Source organism: Staphylococcus sp. FSL K6-3157, assembly GCF_038005145.1.
GTDB classification, from domain to species: Bacteria; Bacillota; Bacilli; order Staphylococcales; family Staphylococcaceae; genus Staphylococcus; species Staphylococcus equorum.
The window spans coordinates 1,863,891-1,886,700 of the sequence record NZ_JBBOSM010000001.1; the positions used below are offsets into that span (position 1 = coordinate 1,863,891).

The following is a 22,810-nucleotide window of genomic DNA, read 5'->3' on the forward strand; positions in this document are numbered from 1 at the left end:
CAGTATTAAGTTCTTAATCTCTAGAAGGTTCTCGCAATTTAATTATAAACGCTACCACAATTGCAATTAACATCATAACTAGAATCGGTGTAATGAAGATTGAAAGTAATAGCCCATGAACCATTATATTCATAAATTCAGTGAATAATTTAAAGAACAATAAACTTACCATAAATAATTGTAAATAATAAAATCGGCCTTTCAAATAATTCGTCAATGTCGTTAAAATATAAATAATGATGATGATCATTAAGATGAACAACGTTATCCATTCAATAACATATTGTGTTTGGCCAATCTCCCAATTACCAGAAACGAATAATGAATTTCTATTATTAAATTCAATTAATGTGAAGAATAATAAAACAGCACCACAAAATAATTCTACATAACTCGGTTTAATCCATTTCGGTTTCTTCATCCAATTTGGAACATCATCTTCTTGTATATCAATAATGTTCTTCCATTTTTCAATAAATTTATCTTTCTTATCTCTTACTTTCTGAATATCTACACTTCTGCGAGTTTTACGTGTGAATTCTGTCGTTTTGTCTTGTAAAGTCTTCCAACGTTCCATCGTTTGGTTCGTTACAGTGTCCTTACTCGTTCTAGATAATTCTGGTTCTTCTTCGCCTAATTCCTGTTTTGTTAATGGCAATGATCTTCTTAAGAATAAGAAATTCCAGATTGACATTTGCCCCAGTAACCACATAATTATGAAAAATGTGTTAACACTTAAGATGTCGATTGGTATAATTTCATCACTCTCGATTCTTCCATATAACACCAATTGTGTTATCAAATAACTAAACCCATAACTGAAAATAATCCATAAATAATGATATTTTCTATGCTCTATATTTAACTCATCTTTATAAACGATATAACCAATGTGAATTACAAATGGTATTACGAAAATAATAGCGAAAAAACTATAAACTTGGGTCATTAAAATTAGCGTTATGATAAAGAATAGAATACCAATAACTAAAAAGAATATTGAAATATCGTAGTCATATCGTGTTGTTCTAAATAAAGTAATTCCTAGCATAATTAATCCAATGCCAAATATAATTATTAAAATGGCGCTAACTACTGGAAAATCCCCTATGTAATTGCTCATTACCCTAATTATTTCAGCAAAAAATGCGTTTATAAAATCCCATACATTATGAATGTGTAAATCAATTTTACCTTTGCCATTTAATTTATGAATCATTGGTAAATTAATTAAAATGATGAGACCTGTGAAAAGCGAAACGATGCCTATAATATAACTATATAATATCTCAGCGTGTTTCTTCATAAAAGACATACCATTCACCTCAAAGTTATTATATATTAACATTTAGCTCTTGTCTTTAATAATTTCAATAAATAAGTCTATAGTATGATATAAATTAGTTGTATAGTCAAATTTCCACATATACCTTTACTCTAAACAATTTATTTAATATTACTTTTAATTTTACAGTTTTATCCTTCATTTTTTAAGTACTTTTGTTTACCTCTTTTTCTTCGTGGTATTTATATTGTATAGATGATTAAAACATGAAGGAGTGTTTTGTTTATGAGTAAAGAAGAATTAAATAAAAAAGCAGCTGAAAAAGCTAAAGAAACTGAAGATAAATTAAAAGATGAAAAAGATTCGTCTGAAGAAAATAGCGAAGAAACGCAAAAAAATATTCAAGATACATTTGATTAATTAAAGCGTAAATCAGACGTATATAAACGTATCAGACTTAATTATTATACTAGTAGTAGTTATTTGATAGCTATTCTACTTTGTGGGAGCGAGATTACAGAGTCAATTTTTTGATTACTGTTTCGCTCTCTTTTTTAGCTTTATGTTATCTTCCCTCACCTTTCGCCTAACTTAAATCATTTAGAGTGTTTTATATAGTGAAAGGCTCAATATATTTTGAATACATAATATTTTTGATTAATTTTATTTACAACCTTGACAGAAGTGATTAAAAATCATACATTAGAGTTAAATTAAATAATCATTCGCACTAGGGGTGTTTAGTGACTGAGATGAGGTATACCCTCAAACCCTTTGAACCTGATCTAGATTAAACTAGCGTAGGAAAGTGTACTGCGATACTTTTATAAAAAATGGTATCCGTATGCCTGTATTTAACGCGCACCTTTCTAGAAGGTTGTGCGTTTTTTTATATAGGAGGAGTATATATGTCAAAAGGATTAAAACTTTCTGAGATACTGGTAACTGTATTAATAGCAGTAGTTTTCGCTGTCATTTATAATATTTGGAATTTTGTCTATAAAGCGTTACAAGTTACAGGTCTACATTTTGAAGAACTAACATACGGCGCTTGGTTTATGGCAGCTATAGTAGCTTATCTTATTATTCCTAAAGCAGGCATTGCTATTTTAGCTGAATTTGCTGCAGGTGCCGGCGAAACCATCGTTATGGGCCGTTTTGATATCGCTACAATGATTTATGCTTTAATACAAGGTTTAGCATGTGAACTCATCTTTGCACTTTTCAGATATAAATCTCGCTCAGCAATGGTTGCAATGTTGGCTGGTTTCTTAGCCTCAGTATCAACTTTACCCTTGGATTTTGCTTACGGTTATCTCGGTGAAATAGCTGGTTGGAACCTTATGCTATATATCGTATTTCGACTTATAAGTGGAATTGTTGTGGCTGGACTTTTATCTTACTATATTGTAAAAGCCTTAGATCAAACCGGTGTCACTAAATTATTCAGACCTGCAACTCAGAGCGATTATGACAATTTATAAGGAGCAATAAAGTTGATAGTCACAAAAAATTTACGCTTAAAATACCCTAACAGTAATAATAAAATATTTGATAATTTAACACTTCATATAAAAAACAAAGAAAAAGTGTTGCTCTTAGGTCCTTCTGGTTCAGGTAAAAGTACGTTATTAAACGTTTTAAGTGGTATCGTTCCTAATCTAATTGATTTACCTATGAAATATGATGAATTACAAATTGAAGAAGATTGTGGCGTTATTTTTCAAGATCCAGACACTCAATTTTGTATGCCTAAAGTATATGAGGAACTGGCTTTTATTTTAGAAAATTTGCGCGTACCACGTGATGAAATGGAAAGCCGAATTCAATCTGCCTTGTCAGCAGTAGATTTAAATGTCGATGAAAATCAACATATTAATCAATTGAGTGGTGGAATGAAACAAAAATTAGCAATTGCAGAAACTTTGTTACAACAAGCAAACACCCTATTCTTAGATGAACCAACAGCAATGCTAGATGTGGATGCAACTGCGGATTTATGGCAAAAAATAAAATCATTGTGGCATGACCAAACTGTGTTAATTGTAGAACACAAAGTAGAACATATTTGGCAACATGTTGATCGTGTCATTCTATTAAATTATGATGGTGCCATAATAGCCGATGCACCTCCTAATAAGATATTGCATGACTATGAGCATCTATTAACAGAATATGGTGTTTGGCATCCTAATGCTTGGCAATACGCCCCACCATCATCGAAAACTCAAAATGATGCAACTACACAACAATCAGATGATAGCTTTAAATTTAAAAACGGTTTGATTAAACGCGGTAAACAGCAACTGATCAACATATCAGAATTAAACATTTATGCTGGCGAATGGATTACCATTACTGGCTCAAATGGTAGTGGCAAAACGTCCTTATTAGAATCGATGATGCAACTAATTAAATATGACGGAAAAATGTATTTTAACAATCATACTCTATCAAAAATTAAAACCGCCGCAAAGCATATGTATTTAGTTTACCAAAACCCAGAATTACAATTTATTACACATTCTGTATATGATGAAATTTACATTCAATATAAGAATAAAAACCGTTCAACTGCTGAAGCTGAGCGAGAGACTCAAAACATGCTTGAAATACTAAATTTACAAGCCGTTAAAACACAGCATCCATTTGAACTGTCTACAGGCCAAAAAAGACGTCTAAGCGTTGCTATTGCACTAAGTTCATCTTCTGACTTTATTTTACTTGATGAACCTACCTTTGGTCTCGATAGTCATAATACATTTAACCTTATTAAATTATTCCAAAACCGTATACAAAATGGACAAACGATTGTAATGGTGACGCATGATTCAGAAATTATTGCACGGTATCCGACCCGTAGACTCCATGTCGATCAACATCAATTAACTGAATTAAAGGGTGATACTTATGTTTGAGATGTGGAAAAAACACTATTCATTTGTTGATGACGTCAACATTATTACTAAATTAGCAATTGCAGTCATTTTGTTTTTCTTTGTAATCTTTGTACATCAATTTGATTATATGCTCTATATAACATTATTAATGTTGATATTTCTACTTTTATTTAATGGTTTAAAATTCAAGGTCACTTTTGTTTTCATACTCTTTACTGTGACTTTTAGTTTGATATCTGCTTTATTCATGATTTTTTATGGTGATGGGACACACACGATATTTAAGCTAGGCTTTATTCAAATTACTACCGAAAGTTTATATCGTGGTCTACATTTAGCAATGCGTACGACAACAGTTTCTCTTTTTGGAATTTTAATTGCCTTCACATCACAAATCGTCATGATTTTCTATAGTCTTATGCAACATCTCAAAGTTAAACCTAAAGTAGCTTATGCCTTTATGGCAGCAATTAGAATGGTACCTTTGATGTTCACTTCATTGTTCGAACTCAGAAAATCATTGAAAATGCGCTATCAAATGATTGGTTCACGTAATTATAGAGGGTTTCAACGTTTAAAACACCTTGTAATACCACTACTAAGTCAAAACATCAGAAAAGCACATCAATTGTCAGTTGCTATGGAGAAAAAAGGATTTAAAGACGGACCTAGAACATACTATTATTATGCACCTTTCTCGTATAAAGATTTTTTATTAATCGTAGTTGTAAGTTCTATTTTAATCGTTGCATATTTCCTAGCACAATATATTCCAATCACAGGAATTAATGATGTGCGTATTTCAAGTATTTACTGAATCACTTTACTATCCATATAATTTAAATAAAAAGCGTTAAGACAAAACTTAAACCATTTTGTCTTAACGCTTTTTTGGTAGCTAATTCAATTTTCTTGATTACATTTATATAATTCAAAATAATCATTTATAAATTACTTTAATTGCTATTTAAGTGCTTTATCACTAATATCCTTTCGATAAAACAATGCATTGCTTTTAATTTTATCGACTGCTTCATACGCTTTAGCTTTTGCACTTGCAATATCTTTTCCCTCACCTAAAGCTAGAATGACACGGCCACCAGATGTCACATATATATCTTGTTCTTTTTTTAATCCACTTACAAAGTATTGACCATCTAAATCGAAGCCAGAAACAGTTTTACCCTTTTCATAATTTGCTGGATAACCTTTAGATGCAAGCATAACACCTACTACGGAATCGACTTTCCATTGAAATTGGATTGGTTTTTTAGCTTCTAAATCTAAAATATGCTGCATCAAATCACTTTCCATACGAGTTAAAAGCACTTGAGCTTCGGGATCGCCGAAACGTGCATTAAACTCAATCACTTTTGGACCTTCATCTGTAATAATTGCTCCAATGTAAAGTACACCAAAAAATGAGTAGCCTTCATTAACCAATGCTTTTGCAATAGGCTGTGCAATTTCATCGTTTGTTCGTTTGATAATAGGATCCTCAATATGAGGCACAGGACAATACGCCCCCATTCCTCCAGTGTTTGGACCTAAGTCACCATCAAATGCACGTTTATGGTCTTGAGCTATACAATCAAACGGCACAGCATAGTCATTATTTACGAAAGTCATTAATGAGAATTCTTCACCCTCAAGAAATTGTTCAAAAACCACGATTCCTTCTTCTTCTTGGTATAGTTCTTCTACACCCGATAATGCTTCCTCATAACTTTCCGCAATGATAACCCCTTTACCTGCTGCTAATCCATCTTTTTTCAATACAACTGGATATTCACATGATTGAATATAAATTAATGCATCTTGCTTATTTCTAATTTGAGTATATTCAGCAGTTGGAATATCATATTTTTTCATTAATTCTTTCGCAAATAATTTAGAACCTTCTATTTGTGCTGCTGCTCGATTAGGTCCAAATACTTTTATTTGTGCAGCTTCTAATTTGTCAGTTAACCCTTCTGTTAAAGGTTGTTCAGGGCCAATGATTGCCCATGTAATACCATGTTGTTGTGCAAATGCTACAATTTGTTCATGTTCTGTTTCTGCTATTTCACTATGTACCTGTGCAACTTTCGACATTGCGTCATTACCTGGGATTGCAAATATTTCATTAACAAGTGGTGATTGCTTCAGTTTGTGCGCTATTACGTGCTCTCTACCACCTGCACCAATTACAAGTACTTTCATAAAGTATATTGCCTCCAATTCCCTTAATGTTTAAAGTGTCGAACGCCTGTAGTTACCATTGCAATACCATATTTGTTCGCCATATCAATAGATGCTTGATCTTTAATTGATCCACCTGGTTGAATAATAGCTTTGATACCTGACTTAGCTGCTAATTCAACTGTATCATCCATTGGGAAGAAACCATCTGATACCATTGCAACTTGATCATTCATTTCTATCGCACGATCTATGGCGATTTCTGCTGACCCAACACGGTTCATTTGCCCTGCGCCAATACCGACTGTTTGTTTTGCATTACTTAGAATGACAGCATTACTTTTCACAGATGCAACCACTTTCCATCCTAATAACATTGCATCCCATTGTGCTTCAGTAGGCTCAACTTCCGTAACCACTTTCATATCGTCACGTGTTAATTTCACATTATCTTTATCTTGTACTAAATAACCACCTGAAACAGACACGACTTCTTGTTCACTATTATCAATCGTCATATCAATTTCTAAAAGTCTTATATTTTTCTTTTTATTTAAAATGTCTAATGCTTCTTGTGTGAATTTTGGAGCAATGATAACTTCTAAGAATATTTCATGTAAAGTTTCTGCCAACGTACTATCTACAGATCTATTTAAAGCAACGATTCCACCGAAAATAGATTGACTATCCGCTTCAAAGGCATGTTGATAAGCATCATTAATTGTTTCTCCAACACCTACACCACAAGGATTCATATGTTTTACCGCTACTGCCGCTGGTTGTTCAAATTGCTTAACAAGTGATAAAGCTGCATCTGCATCTTTAATATTGTTATAGCTTAATTGTTTACCATGTAACTGTTTAGCGCCTCCAAGTGTGTGCGCTGCAGTAGATGTGCGAACAAACTGTGCTGATTGTTGTGGATTTTCGCCATAACGTAAACTTTCTTTATTATTTTTAAAGAATTCAACAATTGCTGCATCATATTGATTTGTGTGATCAAACACTTTAATCATAAGTGACTTACGGTACGCTTCATCCAAATCGTCATTTTTCAATTTTTCGATAACTTCATTATAATCTGCTGGATGTACGACTGTCGTCACGTGCTTAAAGTTTTTAGCTGCAGCACGTAACATAGTTGGTCCACCGATATCGATGTTTTCAATTGCATCACCTTCTGTAACGTCAGGATTCGCTACAGTTTCTTTAAATGGATATAGATTAACTACAACCATATCTATAAGATCAATATGTTGCTCTTTTAATTGTTCCAAATGCTCTGGCTTATCACGATCAGCTAGTATACCACCATGAACTGATGGATGTAATGTTTTAACTCTTCCATCCATAATTTCTTCAAATTGTGTTAATTCTGAAATTGATTTTACTGGAACATTTGCTTCAACTAAAGCTTGCATCGTGCCACCTGTAGAATATAACTCATACCCTAATTGGTTTAAAGATTGGGCAAATGCCACAACACCACTTTTATTAGACACACTTAAAATTGCTTTTTTCATTTTGTATTGGCACCTCTTATTGAATGATTTTGGATATCACTTTCGGATATAACTTATGTTCCATCACTTTAATTCTTTCTTCTAGTTGTTCTTTAGTATCGTCCGTATATATATCACATGTCCATTGTTCGATAATTTCTCCTGTGTCCATCCCACTGTCCACATAATGCACTGTTGTACCTGTAATCGTGTCGCCACTCTCCAGAGCTTGGCCTACTGCATCTTTACCTTTATATTTAGGTAACAGTGAAGGGTGTATATTAATAATACGTCTATTGTATGCTTTTAATATATTTTCACCAATCAGTTTCATATAACCAGCTAGGACAATCCATTCTACTTGTTCTGAAGTAAGCCATTCGATAATTTTGCGCTCATAATCTGCTTTAGAAGGAAAATTTTTAAGTTCATTGATATGAACATCTAAATTATATTTTCTAGCACGCTCAATACAATACGCATTTACTTGGTCTGTATATAAGGCAGTGACTTCTATATTCGGTAAATTACCTTCTTCGATTTGAGTCATGATGCTTTCAAAGTTACTGCCTGATCCTGACGCAAAAATAGCTATTTTAGTCACAGTTATACCTCCAATAATTGAATTGGCTGATCACCTTTAACAATTTCACCAATTTGGTATGCTTTAACTTGTTGTTGTTTCAATATATTTAACACTGCTGCTTCATTTTCTTTGTCTACAATTAATGTAAAGCCAACACCCATGTTAAAAACGTTATACATTTCTTCAGTTGAGATTTCTCCTTGTGCTTGTAACCAGTCAAATATTGGTGGTGTTGGGAATTGTGACGTATTAATTTTTGCCGTAACTCCTTCAGGCAAAGCTCTAGGAATGTTTTCATAGAAACCACCGCCAGTAATATGCGTCATTGCATGGATTTTCACTGCATCTTTGACAGCAAGCACTGGTTTAACATATAAGCGTGTAGGTTCTAAAAAGACATTTAGATATGTGCGTTGTTCATCAAACTTATCATTTAAGTTAATGCCAGATTTTTTAATTAAATTTCTAACTAAACTATAACCATTTGAATGAATACCACTAGATTCGAGACCTATAATGACTTGTCCTGGTGCTACTGAAGTACCATCGATATATTCATCTTTTTCTACAGCGCCTACAGCAAAACCTGCTAAATCATATTCTCCTTCGTGATACATTTCTCCCATTTCAGCTGTTTCTCCACCAATAAGTGCAGTGTTTGTTTCTTCACAGCCATCGCTTACCCCTTTGACAATCTGTTCAACGACTTCTGGAATCACTTTATGTGTTGCGATATAATCTAAGAAATAAAGTGGCTCTGCACCGGTTGTTAAAATATCATTCACACACATTGCAACGGCATCGACACCTATTGTATCGTGCTTATTGTTATCTATAGCTAATTTCAACTTTGTTCCAACACCATCAGTTCCTGAAACAAGTAATGGTGCTTTCATATTCAATTGTGACAAATCAAATGTTGCGCCGAAACCGCCAAGTCCACCAAGTACTTCCTTACGCATCGTTCTTTTGACATGACTCGACATACGATCTACCGCTTCATAACCTGCGTTAATGTCGACACCTGCTTGTTGGTATGCTTTAGACATTTAAATTCCCCTCTTTATCAAAGTATTGTGTATGATTTGCTAAATATTCCTTTTGACGCTCACTTAAATGCTCTAGATAGTCAGACTCATAGTCATAAAGTCCAGCTGGATAATCTCCAGTAAAACTTTCTACACATAAACCACTGTATGGTGCATCTTCATTCAGTCCAATAGATTGAATAAGTCCATCGACAGTTAAGTATGCTAAGGAATCTGATCCAATATGCTCGCTAATTTCTTGAGGCGATTTATTCGCAGAAATCAGTTCAGCTGTAGTCGAGACATCTATACCATAAAAACTTGGGAACATGAACTCTGGTGATGCAATACGAACGTGCACTTCATTTGCACCAGCGTCTTTTAACATTTGTACAATGCGTTTACTTGTCGTACCCCTTACAATGGAATCATCAACAAGTACAATATTTTTATTATGAACGATATCTTTAACTGCAGACAGCTTAACTCGTACGCCTTGCTCTCGTAGTTCTTGCGTAGGTTGAATAAATGTACGTGCTACGTATTGATTTTTAACAAGTCCCATCTCATAAGGTAATCCGCTTTCCTCTGCATAACCTGAAGCCGCAGATAGAGAAGAGTTTGGCACACCAATGACCATGTCAGCATTATTAGCTGGGCTTTCTTGGGCAAGCTGTTTACCTGATTGTTTTCTAATCGCATGAACATTTTTACCAGCAATCGTAGAATCAGGTCTTGCGAAATAAATGTATTCCATTGCTGAAATTGCAGTTGTCGTATGTCTTGTATAAGACTCTACTCTAATACCCTCGTCATTAATCACAACATATTCACCTGCATGAATATCTTGCACAAATTCTGCGCCTAATACATCAATCGCACATGTTTCACTAGCAATGATATATGCACCAGTCTTCATTTTGCCTACAACTAACGGGCGAATTGCATTAGGATCAACTGCACCGTATAACGCATCTTTCGTTAATAATGCGAAAGTAAAGCCACCTTTGATTTTTCTCAAACTTTCTTGAAGCGCATCTTCAAAGGTTGGTGCCTTACTTCTACGTATTAAATGCATAATTACTTCTGTATCTGATGAAGAATGAAAAATAGAACCTTGATGTTCTAACGATCTTTTTAAACTTTGTGCATTAATTAGATTACCGTTATGACAAACTGCGGCACTCATATCATAAAAATGATATAAAAATGGTTGGATATTTTCTATTCCTTTATTACCAGAAGTGGCATAACGTACATGACCAATTGCATGTTTATAGGATTTAAAAGATTCAAGTTGGGTATCTGAAATTGCTTCAGTAAGTAAACCCATACCGCGTTGTCCAACAAGTGATTCGCCATCCGAACACACGATACCAGCGCCTTCTTGGCCACGGTGTTGTAAACTGTGTAACCCCATATATGTTAACTGTGCAGCTTCCGGATGATCCCAAATTCCAAATACACCACACTCTTCATTTAATCCACTGTAGTCATACATTTAGGAATAGCCCCTTCCCATAATTCATTCAGATTTTTAACTTCTCGTGTTACTTGAACTTCCTTGTTTGATACGAGGAAATGGTTGTCTTGAGTTAACTTACCAATTTCTACTGCGTTTTCTACATCGAACGATTGACCTTCTTTAACTGCAACAACATAACGACCTTGTGTTTCACTGAAAAGTTGTTCATTTGTAACATCTAAATTAACGTTCATACCTAATTGGTAATGTGCACTTATACGAGCCAATGTCACTAGTAATCCACCCTTACCAACTGTTTGTACATGTGATGCAACACCATTACGAATTACTTGTTTAATAGATTCGCCTTTACGTACTTCGTCCGATAAATCAATCGCTTCAAACTCATGATTGACCTCTTTGTAAAGTAGTTTCTCAATTTGACTTCCGCCAAAATCGTCTTTTGTTTCACCAACAATGTATAAAGTATCTCCTGCATGCGGAGTAAATTCATTTAGATATTGAATATCTTCAATTAATCCAACCATACCTACAACCGGTGTTGGGAAAATAGATGCTTCTCTATTTTCGTTATATAACGACACGTTACCAGACACGACAGGAGTACTTAAGACTTCACAAGCTTCTGCCATACCTTTTGTTGAGTCTGCAAGTTGTTGATAGATTTCTTTATTTTCTGGAGAACCATAATTCAAACAATCAGTCATAGCTAATGGTGTAGCACCTACAGATATTAAATTGCGATATGCTTCAGCGACGACCATTTTTCCGCCTTCATACGGATTATTAAATACGTAACGTGCTTCACCATCAATTGTGGATGCAATAGCTTTATTTGTACCTTCAACACGTACTACAGATGATTGCAAACCAGGTTTTACAATGGTGTTTGCACCGACTTGTTGGTCATATTGTTCATATAAATAACGCTTTGATGCAATTGTAGGATGTTGTAGTAATTGGTCAAACACATTTTCCACATCAATATTACTATAATCATTTTTTGCTGTACTATATTCTGGTGCTTCACCTTCTAGAGTGTATACAGGTGCTTCGTCTGATAACGGTTGTACTGGTATGTCAGCATATACTTCGTCTTCATAAGTAAGAACAAAACGGTCTGTATTTGTCACTTCACCAATTACTGCACTATCTAATTCATGCTTGTCGAATAATTCCAAAAATTTATCCTCTGTACCTTTTTCAACAACAAGTAGCATACGTTCTTGCGTTTCAGAGAGCATCATTTCATATGGTGAAATGCCTTCTTCTCTAGTTGGTACATTTTCAAGTTTAAGGTGTAAACCACTGCCACCTTTTGCTGCCATCTCTGAAGATGAAGAAGTAAGTCCGGCTGCACCCATATCTTGTATCCCCACAAGTTCGTCAAATGTAATTGCTTCAAGTGTTGCTTCCATTAGTTTTTTACCAACAAATGGATCGCCAATTTGAACAGATGGTCGTTTGCTTTCGCTATCTTCACTTAGTTCTTCAGAAGCAAATGTAGCACCATGAATACCATCGCGGCCAGTTTTTAATCCAACATAAATCACTGGGTTGCCTTCACCTTTTGCAGTCCCTTTTTGAATCATGTCGTGGTCGATAACACCTACACACATAGCATTAACTAAAGGGTTGCCATCATATCTACTATCGAACTCAATTTCACCTGCAGTAGTTGGAATACCAATACAGTTACCATAACCACCGATACCAGCGACAACACCACGTAATAAACGACGATTTTGTTTCTCTGTTAATTCACCAAAGCGTAAACTATTTAGTAAATTGATAGGTCTTGCACCCATAGAAACGATATCTCTAATGATGCCGCCCACTCCTGTAGCTGCGCCTTGATAAGGTTCTACTGCTGAAGGATGATTATGTGATTCAACTTTGAATACTACTGCTTGATCATCACCAATATCCACGACACCAGCGCCTTCACCTGGTCCCATTAATACATGTTTACCAGTAGTTGGGAATTGTGTTAAAAATGGCTTTGAATGTTTGTATGAACAATGTTCACTCCACATTACAGAAAAAATACCTATTTCAGTAAAATTAGGTGCACGTCCTAAGATTTCACAAACTTTGTCGTATTCTTTATCAGTTAAACCCATATCTTTATATAAGCGTTCTAATTTAATTTCCTCTGAGCTTGGTTCTAAAAATTTAGACATTTTGTTCCCTCCAACTATTTACCATTGCTTCAAATAATTTCACTCCACTATCAGTGCCTAGAATTGACTCAATTGCGCGTTCTGGATGTGGCATCATACCGCATACATTTCCTTTTTCGTTAATAATTCCGGCTATGTCATTATACGAACCATTCGGATTGTCCAGATATTTTAAAACAATTTGATTGTTGGCTTCTAATGCTTCATACATTTCTGGTGTACAGTAATAGTGCCCTTCACCATGTGCAACCGGATAAATTACTTCTTCATTTGCTTCATATAAATTGGTATACATCGTTTTATTATTTACAACTTTTAAAGTTTCATTACGGCTCACAAATAAATGCGAGTCGTTATGCAATAATGCACCTGGTAACAGTCCAATTTCAGTCAAAATTTGAAAACCATTACATACACCTAAAACTGGTTTCCCTTCATCTGCAAAACGTTTAACTTCTTCAGTAATCGGTGCAACACTCGCCATCGCACCTGAGCGTAAATAATCTCCAAATGAGAAGCCGCCAGGTATAAGTACACCATCAAACCCTTCTAAAGAAGTATTTCTATAATCTACAAATTCTGCTTGGACACCAGATTTCACTGCCGCGTTATACATATCTCGGTCACAGTTTGATCCTGGAAATTTCAACACTGCAAATTTCATTAAGCTTTCTCTCCTTCATCCAAAACTTTGTAACTATATTCTTCAATTACAGTATTAGCAAATAATTTTTCACTTAGTGTTGTAACCACATTGTGTACAGCTTCGTCAGTTGCTTCATCAATTGTCATATATAAAACTTTACCTACGCGAATATCGTTCACTTGTTTATATCCTAAATCATGTACTGCGCGGTTTAATGCTTGTCCTTGTGTATCAAGTACTTGCGGTTGTAAAGTGATGTGTAATTCGATTGTTTTCATTTTTATAGTGCCTCCAATTTATTTAAGAAAGTTTGATATGTTTCAATAATTGATCCCGTGTCTTCACGATATACATCTTTATCAAAATTTGTATCGCTATGTTTATCCCATATGCGACAAGTGTCTGGTGAAATTTCGTCAGCTAATATAATTTGACCATCTGTCGTACGCCCAAATTCGATTTTAAAGTCAACTAACCTTAAATCCATTTTATCCATTAATTGAACAAGTATCGCGTTTATTTCTTTAGCTGCTTCTTTTAAAATAGCAATTTCATCATCTGTTGCTATGTGTAATAACTTAATATGATCTTCTGTAATCAATGGATCATTTAAATCATCATTTTTATAGAAAAACTCTACAAGTGGAGCATCAAATTCATGACCTTTTTCAAAACCTAATCTCTTTGTTATAGAACCAGCTGCAATATTTCTTACTACTACTTCCAAAGGAATAATATCTACCGATTTCACAAGTTGTTCAGTTTCAGAAGTCTGTTCAATAAAGTGACTATTCACGCCTTGAGCTTTTATAAAATTAAAAATTCTAGTAGTAATTTGATTGTTTAATCGTCCTTTACCTTCTATGAAATCTTTTTTCGCCCCATTTCCAGCTGTCACTTCATCTTTATATTCAACGCGTAGTATTTCAGGTTCTCCAGTTGAGAAAATTCTTTTCGCTTTCCCTTCATATAACAAAGACATTAGTTGTATCTCCCTTCAAATCTGTTTAACAATGTTTCTTCAGAACGAGTCACATCATCAGTTAAAACAGTTAAATGACCCATTTTTCTATCTGATTTACGTGTGTTTTTACCATATATATGCACATGCCAATCTGGATGGTCAGCAAATTGATCTTCTAAAAGATCTAAATCTCTACCTAATAAATTCATCATTACTGCAGGTTTTAGCAATTCAATAGATTGTGGTAATTTTTGTCCTGTAATTGCTAATATATGTGTATCAAATTGAGAGTAATCACATGCTTCTATTGAATAGTGTCCTGAATTATGTGGTCTCGGTGCAATTTCATTAACATATAAATGATTATGTGTATCGATGAAGAATTCAACGGTAAATGTACCTACAAAATGGATGTGATCAATAATTTTTTTAACTTCATTTTGTGCTTCTTGTTCTTTTTCTATATCTGTACGGGCTGGTACAATTGTTTTAAAAAGTATTTGATGTTGATGTTCATTTTCTTGGAGTGGAAAGTACGTGATTTGATTATCATTGCCAATCGTCACTGTAAGTGAAACCTCTTTTTGTAAGTCTAGAAATTGTTCGGCTACACATTCTTGTTTATCAACAAGCGACTTTGCTTCATCAATATAAGTTGCATCTTTAACCAAAACTTGACCTTTACCATCATAACCACCGAAACGTGTTTTTACGATAAATGGATAACCAATATTTTCAATTGCTTGATTCAAATCACTCGGTTCAGATAATTGAACAAATGGTGCAATTTGAGTTTGTGCTGCTTGCAACGTTTGTTTTTCAGTCAATCGGTCTTGTAGTAACTGAATTGCTTGATAACCTTGAGGAACATTATATTTTGAAACTAATGTTTGTAATTGACTTGCTGAAATGTTTTCAAATTCGTAAGTAATGACGTCCGATGATTCACCAAGTTGATTTAAAGCTTCTTGATTATCGTAAGCGGCATTAATAAATTCATGTGCAACATATTGACATGGGCATTCTTGATCAGGATCAAGTACAATGACTTTAAATCCCATTTTTTGGGCAGATTGTGCCATCATTTTACCTAGCTGACCTCCGCCAATAATTCCAATAGTCGAACCGAATTTTAATTTACTGAAGCTCATGTTGCATTTCACTCACTTTCTCAACTAATGATTTTTCGAAATTTTCCAAATTCTTTTGGACTATTTTATTGCCAATACTTAAAATTCTAGCCGCTAACACGCCTGCATTTTTGGCACCAGCTTTGCCTATCGCAGTTGTTGCTACTGGTATACCTCCTGGCATTTGAACGATAGATAATAGCGAATCTAATCCTTTTAAACTTTTTGACTCGATTGGTACCCCAATCACGGGTAATGTTGTCATTGATGCTACCATACCTGGTAAATGTGCCGCACCACCTGCTCCAGCAATAATGACATCATATCCTTTTTCTCTTGCTTCTTTAGAAAATTCAAACATTAATTGTGGCGTACGATGCGCTGAGACTACTTTTTTATCGTAAGGAATTTCTAATTGGTCTAGCATAAGACAACTTTCTTTCATTGTCTCCCAATCAGAAGAACTCCCCATTATAACTACCACTTTCACAATGAACACCCTTTCAGAAATTTGAAATGTTACTACTATTAGATGTATATTACAGATATAGCATAACAATTAAATGGTGCTTTTTCAATCAAAAATCGAACTTTAAATCAAAAAAATGATTCAATCTACGTCTTTTGGTTGTTATTCATCAAGTTTTTTATGTTAAAGTTAAGTAAAGTACACATTGGAGGAGGATTTTTTCATGGTCGCTAAAATTTTAGACGGGAAACAAATTGCAAAAGATTACAGACAAGGTCTTAAAGATCAAGTTGAAGCTTTGCAATCTAAGGGTTACACACCTAAATTATCTGTAATACTTGTAGGTAACGATGGTGCAAGTCAAAGTTATGTAAATTCTAAAAAGAAAGCAGCAGAAAAAATTGGTATGATTTCTGAAATCGTACATTTAGATGAATCAACATCTGAAGAAGACGTTCTAAACGAACTTAAACGTTTAAATGAAGATGATACTGTGAGCGGTATATTAGTACAAGTACCTTTACCAAAACAAGTAAGTGAACAAAAAGTTATAGAATCTATAGATCCAGCAAAAGATGTGGATGGCTTCCACCCTGAAAATATTGGTAAACTTTATATAGACCAACAAACTTTCGTTCCATGTACACCTTTAGGCATTATGGAATTATTAAATCATGCTGACATTGATTTAGAAGGTAAAGATGCAGTTGTTATCGGACGTAGTCATATCGTAGGACAACCAGTATCTAAATTATTATTACAAAAAAATGCATCTGTTACGATTCTTCATTCAAGAACTAAGGATATGCAAAGTTATTTAAAAAATGCTGATGTCATCGTTAGTGCTGTTGGTCGTCCGGGATTAGTTACAAAAGAAGATGTCAAAGAAGGCGCAGTTGTAATTGATGTTGGTAACACACCAGACGAAAATGGTAAATTAAAAGGTGATATTGCTTATGATGAAGTAAAAGAAGTTGCAGGCGCAATTACTCCAGTTCCTGGTGGCGTTGGCCCGATGACTATTACTATGGTTTTAAATAATACACTTATGGCGGAAAAAATGCGTAGAGGTATTGAATAATCATTCTAGAATGATTATTACGTATTGTTACAATTAATATTTTAAGAAAGAGAGGTTAGATGTCACAATGTGAAATCTAACCTCTCTTTTTATATAATATTCAAAATTCAAATGCTTCATCTAAACATCTAAATAATAATTTCACACCAGTACTTATTTTGGGTATAAATGATTCGAACTTTATTTTCTATCCATTTATACCTTTTTGTCGTAAAGTTGTGATAATAGATTTTAAGAAAAAACTTCCTCCATATATTTCTGAATCTCTTGAAATAAACTTACCTACTTTAAATTTATCATCTACCATTGAAGAAACTCCATCTTCATAATCCTTATCAACATCTCTCTTTACTGTAAATGTGAATAATTTAGATCCACCTTCTACTATATAAATAGTGTCTTTTACATGACATTCCAATTTTCCACTTTCTACATCTATAATAATATATTGTTCAAATATAAAATGACTGAGATCTTTCATTTTCAGTTAAAATCCTCCCCCAAGACTTTCGAATTAAATTTAATATTATTTGAAGTTTATTATGTCAAAACTCGCAGAACGTTCAATTTACTAAATGTTTACTGAAAATTACAGCTAGATTCAAAGTCATAGGTTATATTAAGACTATAGTACGATGTATTCTAAACTCATTTAAAGTATAGTATAGTTGAATAAAACAAATGACGGTCATACGGAGGTTAACGTTATGAATAAACTAATACAGTCATTATCAGCGTTAGGCGTATCTGCAACACTTGTGTCACCTAACTTAAGTGCAGAAGCTACTGATAATTCAACACCAGAACTAAAAGGTACTAATGATACAATCATCGAAAAAGGTGACGATTACAATTTACTTAATGGTGTAAGTGCCTTTGATAAAGAAGATGGCGATTTAACTCATAAAATTACCGTTGATGGAGATATAAATACAAATAAAACTGGAAAGTATAAAGTTGAATACAAAGTTGAAGATTCAAATGGCGCTGTAAAAAAATCTATACGTTATGTTGAAGTTAAGTAACACTTAAGTTTCATACATAGTCTCAAAAATCGTAAATGATAACGATTATCACAATTTTTAAGACAAAATTACCCTTTCGACTTAATTATGACACTTTTCACAAAATGTACACATAATTTTAACAAATCTTTAAAAGCCCGTCAGACATTGGTTCTGTTGGGTTTCTTTTAATTTTACAATAATTTTTTTCGCACAAACACTTGTAATAATTGCGTAATATCTTAAAATTGATGTTAAGCCCTACAATTGTAGTATTAGGAGGTCAAAAAAGTGTCAAAATTTAAGTCTTTGCTTCTACTCTTTGGCTCGCTAATTTTACTTAGTGGTTGTGAGAATGTAGAAGTTTTAAACCCAAAAGGGCCAATGGCAAGTGATACGAAGTTCTTGATTATCTATTCAATCATCTTCATGCTTGCTATAGTTGTCGCTGTAATTCTCTTGTTCACAGTCTTTCTATTCAAATATAGAATGGGCAAGACAGAGGAAACAGGAAAGATGCATCATAGTTTTTTACTTGAATCGATCTGGTTCATTATTCCAATTCTCATTGTAATTGCTATAGCCATTCCAACGGTTAAATCACTTTACATGTATGAGGAAACACCAGACAAAGAGGATGATCCAATTGTAGTTTATGCTACAAGTGCTGGTTACAAGTGGTTCTTTAGTTATCCTGAAGAAAAAATTGAAACTGTTAATCACTTAACAATACCGAAAGATCGTCCAGTTGTTTTCAAACTCCAATCAATGGATATGATGACAAGTTTCTGGATACCACAACTTGGTGGTCAGAAATACGCGATGACAGGTATGACGATGGACTGGACATTAACATCCAGTGAAGAAGGTACGTTCCGTGGACGTAACTCAAACTTCAATGGTGAAGGTTTTTCTCGTCAAACTTTCGATGTTAACTCAGTAAGTCAAAGTGAATTTAACGATTGGGTCAAAGATGCTCAAAGTAAAAAAGAGTTAGATCAAGATACATTTGATAAGCAACTTTTACCAACTACTGAAAATGAAGAGTTAACTTTCAGTGGTACCCATCTAGCATTTGTTGATCCTGCAGCAGATCCTGAGTATATTTTCCACGCTTATGATCGCTACAATTACGTACAAAAAGATCCGAACTTTAACACTGAAGAAGAATTAACTGAAGATGTGTTAGATGAACCTGATCAACCTGCACGTAAACCGCAAATCACAAATGCGAACTATGAGAGACATGGTATGAAAGCCATGATTCTTGGCAACGATGAACCATACAACAGTGAATTCAAAGACGAAGAAAAACATAACGTCGAGGAAATGGACAAAATCTCTAAAGGTGCTAAAGACGAAAAAGTATCTGAAATAGAGAAAAAAGAGCATGAATCTGGAGGTGGACATTAATGAATTTTCCATGGGATCAATTACTTGTTGAAGGTTCTTGGATGATTACAATGGCACAAATCGGTGCCCCATTTGGAATCATTGGACTAATCGCAGTAATTACTTATTTTAAATTATGGAAATATTTATACAGAGAATGGTTCACATCTGTCGACCATAAGAAAATCGGGGCAATGTACTTAATCTGTGCCGTATTAATGTTCGTTCGTGGTGGTATTGACGCATTAATGATGCGTACACAATTAGCGATTCCTAACAATACGTTCTTGGACTCAAATCACTATAACGAAGTTTTTAGTACACACGGTGTTATCATGATTATCTTTATGGCAATGCCTTTCATATTTGGTTTATGGAATGTCATTGTACCTTTACAAATTGGTGCTCGAGACGTTGCATTCCCTGTATTAAATAGCGTAAGTTTCTGGTTATTCTTCTCAGGTATGATTTTATTCAACCTGTCATTTATAATCGGAGGCTCACCTGCAGCTGGTTGGACTAACTATGCACCACTCGCAGGCGAATTCAGTCCCGGGCCAGGTGTCAATTATTACTTAATTGCAATACAGATTTCTGGTATCGGTACACTGATGACAGGTATTAACTTCTTTGTAACTATACTTAGAATGAAAACACCTACAATGAAATTTATGGAAATGCCAATGTTTACGGTTACTACTTTCATTACGGCTTTAATCGTTATCTTGGCTTTCCCAGTACTAACAGTAGCATTAGCACTATTTACAACCGATAATATATTCGGTACAGCATTCTTTACAGTTGCTAATGGTGGTATGCCAATGCTTTGGGCTAACTTCTTCTGGGTATGGGGGCACCCCGAAGTATACATTGTTATCCTACCAGCATTCGGTATATACTCTGAAATCATTCCAACATTTGCGCGTAAACGCCTATTTGGTCACCAAAGTATGGTTTGGGCGACTGCAGGTATCGCATTCTTAAGTTTCTTAGTTTGGGTTCACCATTTCTTCACAATGGGTAATGGTGCATTAATTAACTCATTCTTCTCGATTTCAACAATGCTTATTGGTATACCAACCGGTGTCAAAATATTTAACTGGTTATTCACACTTTACCAAGGTCGTATTACCTTTGAATCACCAATGCTATTCGCATTAGGATTCATACCTAACTTCTTAATTGGTGGGGTAACTGGTATTATGCTTTCTATGGCAGCAGCAGATTACCAATACCACAACACGTACTTCTTAGTAGCCCATTTCCACTACACATTAGTAGCGGGGGTTGTATTTGCCTGTCTAGGAGCTTTAATATTCTGGTGGCCTAAGATGACTGGATTTAAGCTGAACGAGACATTAAATAAATGGTGTTTCTGGTTCTTTGTAATTGGTTTCAACATTTGTTTCATACCTCAATTCATACTAGGTCTTGATGGTATGCCACGTCGTTTATACACTTATATGCCTGAAGATGGTTGGTGGTTACTAAACGTAATTTCAACTTTCGGTGCCCTATTAATGGCATTAGGCTTTATGTTCTTAGTCGCAAGTATTGTTTACAGCTTCTTCAAAGCACCACGTGAAGCAACTGGTGATAATTGGGATGGCTTAGGTCGTACTTTAGAATGGTCAACTGCAGCTGCGATGCCACCTAAATACAACTTTGCTATCACACCAGACTGGAACGACTATGATACATTTGTTGATATGAAAGAACATGGTCGTCATTATTTAGATAACCATAATTACACAGATATCCACATGCCGAATAATACGCCAGTTGGTTTTTGGATGGGAATATTCTTCACTATTGGTGGTTTCTTCCTAGTCTTTGAAACAATGCTACCGGCTATTCTTTGTTTAATTGGTATTTTCGGAACTATGATTTACCGTAGTTTCCAAGTAGATCACGGTTATCATATTCCAGTTTCTGAAGTAATTGAAACTGAAAAACGTTTACGTGAAGCACGAATAAAAGAAAAGGAGGCTGTAAGTCATGAGTCATGATGCAAACACAATTGATCAACGTTCGCATGAAGGTGAATTAAATAAGCTTGGCTTTTGGATTTTCCTTACAGCTGAATTCTCATTATTTGGTACGTTGTTTGCAGCGTTACTAACACTGCAACATGGTGGCGATTATGGTGGTAAAATGACTACCGAGTTATTTGAATTGCCCCTCGTTTTGATAATGACATTCGCTTTATTGATTAGTTCTTATACATGTGGTATTGCAATTTACTACATGAGAAAAGAAAAAGAAAAATTAATGATGATTTGGATGATTATCACTGTATTATTAGGTGTCGTGTTCGTGGGCTTTGAAATCTATGAATTCATACACTATGTACATGAAGGTGTTAACCTTTCTATTGGTTCTTATTGGTCTAGTTTCTTTATACTATTAGGAACACATGGTGCCCACGTATCGTTAGGTATCGTCTGGATTATCTGCTTATTAATTCAAGTAGCTATGCGAGGATTAAATAAAGACAATGCTCCTAAATTATTTATAGTAAGCTTATATTGGCACTTTTTAGATGTTGTATGGATCTTCATCTTCACTGCCGTATATATGATAGGGATGGTGTTTAGCGGATGAATACAATAGTAAAACACACAGTAGGTTTTATTGCCTCAATCGTTCTGACAATATTAGCAGTGTTTGTAACTTTATACACATCTATGGAACTTAACGTTAAGATTACCATCATTTTTGGTTTTGCTTTTATACAAGCTGCAGTTCAATTATTAATGTTCATGCACTTAACTGAAGGTAGAGACGGAAACTTACAAGCATTTAAAGTTATATTTGCGATTATCATTACTTTAATTACTGTTATTGGTACTTATTGGGTAATGCAAGGTGGACACTCAGCTCACTTATAATCCAAGAAAAGACTTCTCTTTTAGAGAAGTCTTTTTTTTATTATTAATTAAATTATAGAAGTTAGTTCCCGTTAAATTTTAT

23 protein-coding genes and 1 riboswitch are annotated in these 22,810 nt (G+C 34.3%); of the genes, 10 read left to right on the forward strand and 13 right to left on the reverse strand.

What is annotated here, in order from left to right; translation table 11 throughout:
* Positions 1-13 precede the first annotated feature (13 nt).
* Positions 14-1,315 carry a lipoteichoic acid stability factor AuxA gene (auxA, locus tag MHB47_RS08930; protein WP_340756231.1) on the reverse strand — a complete coding sequence of 434 codons (1,302 nt, stop codon included), beginning with the start codon at positions 1,313-1,315 and terminating at the stop codon, positions 14-16.
* 255 nt (positions 1,316-1,570) lie between these two features.
* On the opposite strand from auxA, the gene graF reads away from it, so the two are divergent.
* The 4 genes from graF (at position 1,571) to MHB47_RS08950 (ending at position 5,002) form a co-directional block, all read left to right on the forward strand.
* Complete coding sequence (gene graF, locus MHB47_RS08935; protein WP_002508019.1) at positions 1,571-1,705, forward strand: glycopeptide resistance-associated protein GraF; 135 nt, start codon at positions 1,571-1,573, stop codon at positions 1,703-1,705.
* A 302-nt stretch (positions 1,706-2,007) separates the two neighbouring features.
* Positions 2,008-2,109: riboswitch (TPP riboswitch) on the forward strand.
* An 84-nt stretch (positions 2,110-2,193) separates the two neighbouring features.
* Positions 2,194-2,769, forward strand: a complete 576-nt coding sequence (locus MHB47_RS08940) for an ECF transporter S component (RefSeq protein ID WP_002508020.1) — start codon at positions 2,194-2,196, stop codon at positions 2,767-2,769.
* A 12-nt stretch (positions 2,770-2,781) separates the two neighbouring features.
* Positions 2,782-4,203 (forward strand): ABC transporter ATP-binding protein, encoded by a 1,422-nt coding sequence (locus tag MHB47_RS08945; protein WP_340756234.1) that lies wholly within the window; start codon positions 2,782-2,784, stop codon positions 4,201-4,203.
* Positions 4,196-5,002 (forward strand): energy-coupling factor transporter transmembrane component T family protein, encoded by an 807-nt coding sequence (locus tag MHB47_RS08950; protein WP_340756236.1) that lies wholly within the window; start codon positions 4,196-4,198, stop codon positions 5,000-5,002. The genes MHB47_RS08945 and MHB47_RS08950 overlap by 8 nt, the downstream gene beginning before the upstream one ends.
* A 146-nt stretch (positions 5,003-5,148) precedes the next feature.
* Here MHB47_RS08950 and purD read toward each other — a convergent pair whose 3' ends face one another.
* The 11 genes from purD to purE are packed head-to-tail and all read right to left on the reverse strand — an operon-like array spanning position 5,149 to position 16,381.
* Positions 5,149-6,387, reverse strand: coding sequence for a phosphoribosylamine--glycine ligase (gene purD / locus MHB47_RS08955; protein ID WP_340756238.1), 1,239 nt, complete (start codon positions 6,385-6,387; stop codon positions 5,149-5,151).
* Between the two features lie 23 nt (positions 6,388-6,410).
* On the reverse strand, positions 6,411-7,889 hold the full coding sequence (gene purH, locus MHB47_RS08960; RefSeq protein WP_340756241.1) for a bifunctional phosphoribosylaminoimidazolecarboxamide formyltransferase/IMP cyclohydrolase: 1,479 nt from the start codon (positions 7,887-7,889) through the stop codon (positions 6,411-6,413).
* Positions 7,890-7,905: 16 nt separating this feature from the next.
* Positions 7,906-8,472: a phosphoribosylglycinamide formyltransferase gene (gene purN / locus MHB47_RS08965; protein ID WP_002508026.1), complete on the reverse strand. Its 567-nt coding sequence runs from the start codon at positions 8,470-8,472 to the stop codon at positions 7,906-7,908.
* A gap of 2 nt (positions 8,473-8,474) precedes the next feature.
* The gene (gene purM / locus MHB47_RS08970) at positions 8,475-9,503 is read right to left on the reverse strand and encodes a phosphoribosylformylglycinamidine cyclo-ligase (protein WP_340756243.1); all 1,029 of its coding nucleotides are present in this window, start codon (positions 9,501-9,503) and stop codon (positions 8,475-8,477) included.
* Complete coding sequence (purF, locus tag MHB47_RS08975) at positions 9,496-10,983, reverse strand: amidophosphoribosyltransferase (RefSeq protein ID WP_340756245.1); 1,488 nt, start codon at positions 10,981-10,983, stop codon at positions 9,496-9,498. The genes purM and purF overlap by 8 nt, the downstream gene beginning before the upstream one ends.
* The gene (purL, locus tag MHB47_RS08980; RefSeq protein WP_340756247.1) at positions 10,962-13,151 is read right to left on the reverse strand and encodes a phosphoribosylformylglycinamidine synthase subunit PurL; all 2,190 of its coding nucleotides are present in this window, start codon (positions 13,149-13,151) and stop codon (positions 10,962-10,964) included. Before purL ends, purF begins: the two co-directional genes overlap by 22 nt.
* Positions 13,144-13,815 carry a phosphoribosylformylglycinamidine synthase I gene (gene purQ / locus MHB47_RS08985; protein WP_065337707.1) on the reverse strand — a complete coding sequence of 224 codons (672 nt, stop codon included), beginning with the start codon at positions 13,813-13,815 and terminating at the stop codon, positions 13,144-13,146. The genes purL and purQ overlap by 8 nt, the downstream gene beginning before the upstream one ends.
* A complete protein-coding gene (gene purS, locus MHB47_RS08990) occupies positions 13,815-14,075 on the reverse strand; it encodes a phosphoribosylformylglycinamidine synthase subunit PurS (protein ID WP_002508031.1) in 261 nt (86 codons plus the stop codon). Before purS ends, purQ begins: the two co-directional genes overlap by 1 nt.
* Before the next feature lie 2 nt (positions 14,076-14,077).
* Positions 14,078-14,779 (reverse strand): phosphoribosylaminoimidazolesuccinocarboxamide synthase, encoded by a 702-nt coding sequence (gene purC / locus MHB47_RS08995; RefSeq protein ID WP_021338637.1) that lies wholly within the window; start codon positions 14,777-14,779, stop codon positions 14,078-14,080.
* On the reverse strand, positions 14,779-15,912 hold the full coding sequence (gene purK, locus MHB47_RS09000; RefSeq protein ID WP_340756251.1) for a 5-(carboxyamino)imidazole ribonucleotide synthase: 1,134 nt from the start codon (positions 15,910-15,912) through the stop codon (positions 14,779-14,781). Before purK ends, purC begins: the two co-directional genes overlap by 1 nt.
* The gene (purE, locus tag MHB47_RS09005) at positions 15,899-16,381 is read right to left on the reverse strand and encodes a 5-(carboxyamino)imidazole ribonucleotide mutase (RefSeq protein WP_340756253.1); all 483 of its coding nucleotides are present in this window, start codon (positions 16,379-16,381) and stop codon (positions 15,899-15,901) included. Before purE ends, purK begins: the two co-directional genes overlap by 14 nt.
* Before the next feature lie 202 nt (positions 16,382-16,583).
* Here purE and folD point away from each other — a divergent pair, with 202 nt between their 5' ends.
* Positions 16,584-17,441 (forward strand): bifunctional methylenetetrahydrofolate dehydrogenase/methenyltetrahydrofolate cyclohydrolase FolD, encoded by an 858-nt coding sequence (gene folD, locus MHB47_RS09010; RefSeq protein ID WP_340756255.1) that lies wholly within the window; start codon positions 16,584-16,586, stop codon positions 17,439-17,441.
* 187 nt (positions 17,442-17,628) lie between these two features.
* On the opposite strand, the gene MHB47_RS09015 is transcribed toward folD, so the two are convergent.
* Complete coding sequence (locus tag MHB47_RS09015; protein ID WP_340756257.1) at positions 17,629-17,922, reverse strand: hypothetical protein; 294 nt, start codon at positions 17,920-17,922, stop codon at positions 17,629-17,631.
* Between the two features lie 226 nt (positions 17,923-18,148).
* Here MHB47_RS09015 and MHB47_RS09020 point away from each other — a divergent pair, with 226 nt between their 5' ends.
* The 5 genes from MHB47_RS09020 (at position 18,149) to qoxD (ending at position 22,728) form a co-directional block, all read left to right on the forward strand.
* Positions 18,149-18,466, forward strand: a complete 318-nt coding sequence (locus MHB47_RS09020; protein ID WP_002508037.1) for a DUF5011 domain-containing protein — start codon at positions 18,149-18,151, stop codon at positions 18,464-18,466.
* Between the two features lie 270 nt (positions 18,467-18,736).
* Positions 18,737-19,858, forward strand: a complete 1,122-nt coding sequence (gene qoxA / locus MHB47_RS09025) for a cytochrome aa3 quinol oxidase subunit II (protein ID WP_340756259.1) — start codon at positions 18,737-18,739, stop codon at positions 19,856-19,858.
* Positions 19,858-21,846: a cytochrome aa3 quinol oxidase subunit I gene (gene qoxB / locus MHB47_RS09030; protein ID WP_021338631.1), complete on the forward strand. Its 1,989-nt coding sequence runs from the start codon at positions 19,858-19,860 to the stop codon at positions 21,844-21,846. Before qoxA ends, qoxB begins: the two co-directional genes overlap by 1 nt.
* Positions 21,836-22,441: a cytochrome aa3 quinol oxidase subunit III gene (gene qoxC / locus MHB47_RS09035; protein ID WP_002508040.1), complete on the forward strand. Its 606-nt coding sequence runs from the start codon at positions 21,836-21,838 to the stop codon at positions 22,439-22,441. The genes qoxB and qoxC overlap by 11 nt, the downstream gene beginning before the upstream one ends.
* Positions 22,438-22,728, forward strand: coding sequence for a cytochrome aa3 quinol oxidase subunit IV (gene qoxD, locus MHB47_RS09040; protein WP_002508041.1), 291 nt, complete (start codon positions 22,438-22,440; stop codon positions 22,726-22,728). The genes qoxC and qoxD overlap by 4 nt, the downstream gene beginning before the upstream one ends.
* Positions 22,729-22,810: the final 82 nt, after the last annotated feature.

Bases quoted from the DNA above. Each gene is read 5' to 3' on its own strand.
- auxA (WP_340756231.1), bottom strand. From the start codon at position 1,315: ATGTCTTTTATGAAGAAACACGCTGAGATATTATATAGTTATATTATA.
- graF (WP_002508019.1), top strand. From the start codon at position 1,571: ATGAGTAAAGAAGAATTAAATAAAAAAGCAGCTGAAAAAGCTAAAGAA.
- MHB47_RS08940 (WP_002508020.1), top strand. From the start codon at position 2,194: ATGTCAAAAGGATTAAAACTTTCTGAGATACTGGTAACTGTATTAATA.
- MHB47_RS08950 (WP_340756236.1), top strand. From the start codon at position 4,196: ATGTTTGAGATGTGGAAAAAACACTATTCATTTGTTGATGACGTCAAC.
- purD (WP_340756238.1), bottom strand. From the start codon at position 6,387: ATGAAAGTACTTGTAATTGGTGCAGGTGGTAGAGAGCACGTAATAGCG.
- purH (WP_340756241.1), bottom strand. From the start codon at position 7,889: ATGAAAAAAGCAATTTTAAGTGTGTCTAATAAAAGTGGTGTTGTGGCA.
- purM (WP_340756243.1), bottom strand. From the start codon at position 9,503: ATGTCTAAAGCATACCAACAAGCAGGTGTCGACATTAACGCAGGTTAT.
- purF (WP_340756245.1), bottom strand. From the start codon at position 10,983: ATGTATGACTACAGTGGATTAAATGAAGAGTGTGGTGTATTTGGAATT.
- purL (WP_340756247.1), bottom strand. From the start codon at position 13,151: ATGTCTAAATTTTTAGAACCAAGCTCAGAGGAAATTAAATTAGAACGC.
- purQ (WP_065337707.1), bottom strand. From the start codon at position 13,815: ATGAAATTTGCAGTGTTGAAATTTCCAGGATCAAACTGTGACCGAGAT.
- purS (WP_002508031.1), bottom strand. From the start codon at position 14,075: ATGAAAACAATCGAATTACACATCACTTTACAACCGCAAGTACTTGAT.
- purC (WP_021338637.1), bottom strand. From the start codon at position 14,779: ATGTCTTTGTTATATGAAGGGAAAGCGAAAAGAATTTTCTCAACTGGA.
- purK (WP_340756251.1), bottom strand. From the start codon at position 15,912: ATGAGCTTCAGTAAATTAAAATTCGGTTCGACTATTGGAATTATTGGC.
- folD (WP_340756255.1), top strand. From the start codon at position 16,584: ATGGTCGCTAAAATTTTAGACGGGAAACAAATTGCAAAAGATTACAGA.
- MHB47_RS09015 (WP_340756257.1), bottom strand. From the start codon at position 17,922: ATGAAAGATCTCAGTCATTTTATATTTGAACAATATATTATTATAGAT.
- MHB47_RS09020 (WP_002508037.1), top strand. From the start codon at position 18,149: ATGAATAAACTAATACAGTCATTATCAGCGTTAGGCGTATCTGCAACA.
- qoxB (WP_021338631.1), top strand. From the start codon at position 19,858: ATGAATTTTCCATGGGATCAATTACTTGTTGAAGGTTCTTGGATGATT.
- qoxC (WP_002508040.1), top strand. From the start codon at position 21,836: ATGAGTCATGATGCAAACACAATTGATCAACGTTCGCATGAAGGTGAA.
- qoxD (WP_002508041.1), top strand. From the start codon at position 22,438: ATGAATACAATAGTAAAACACACAGTAGGTTTTATTGCCTCAATCGTT.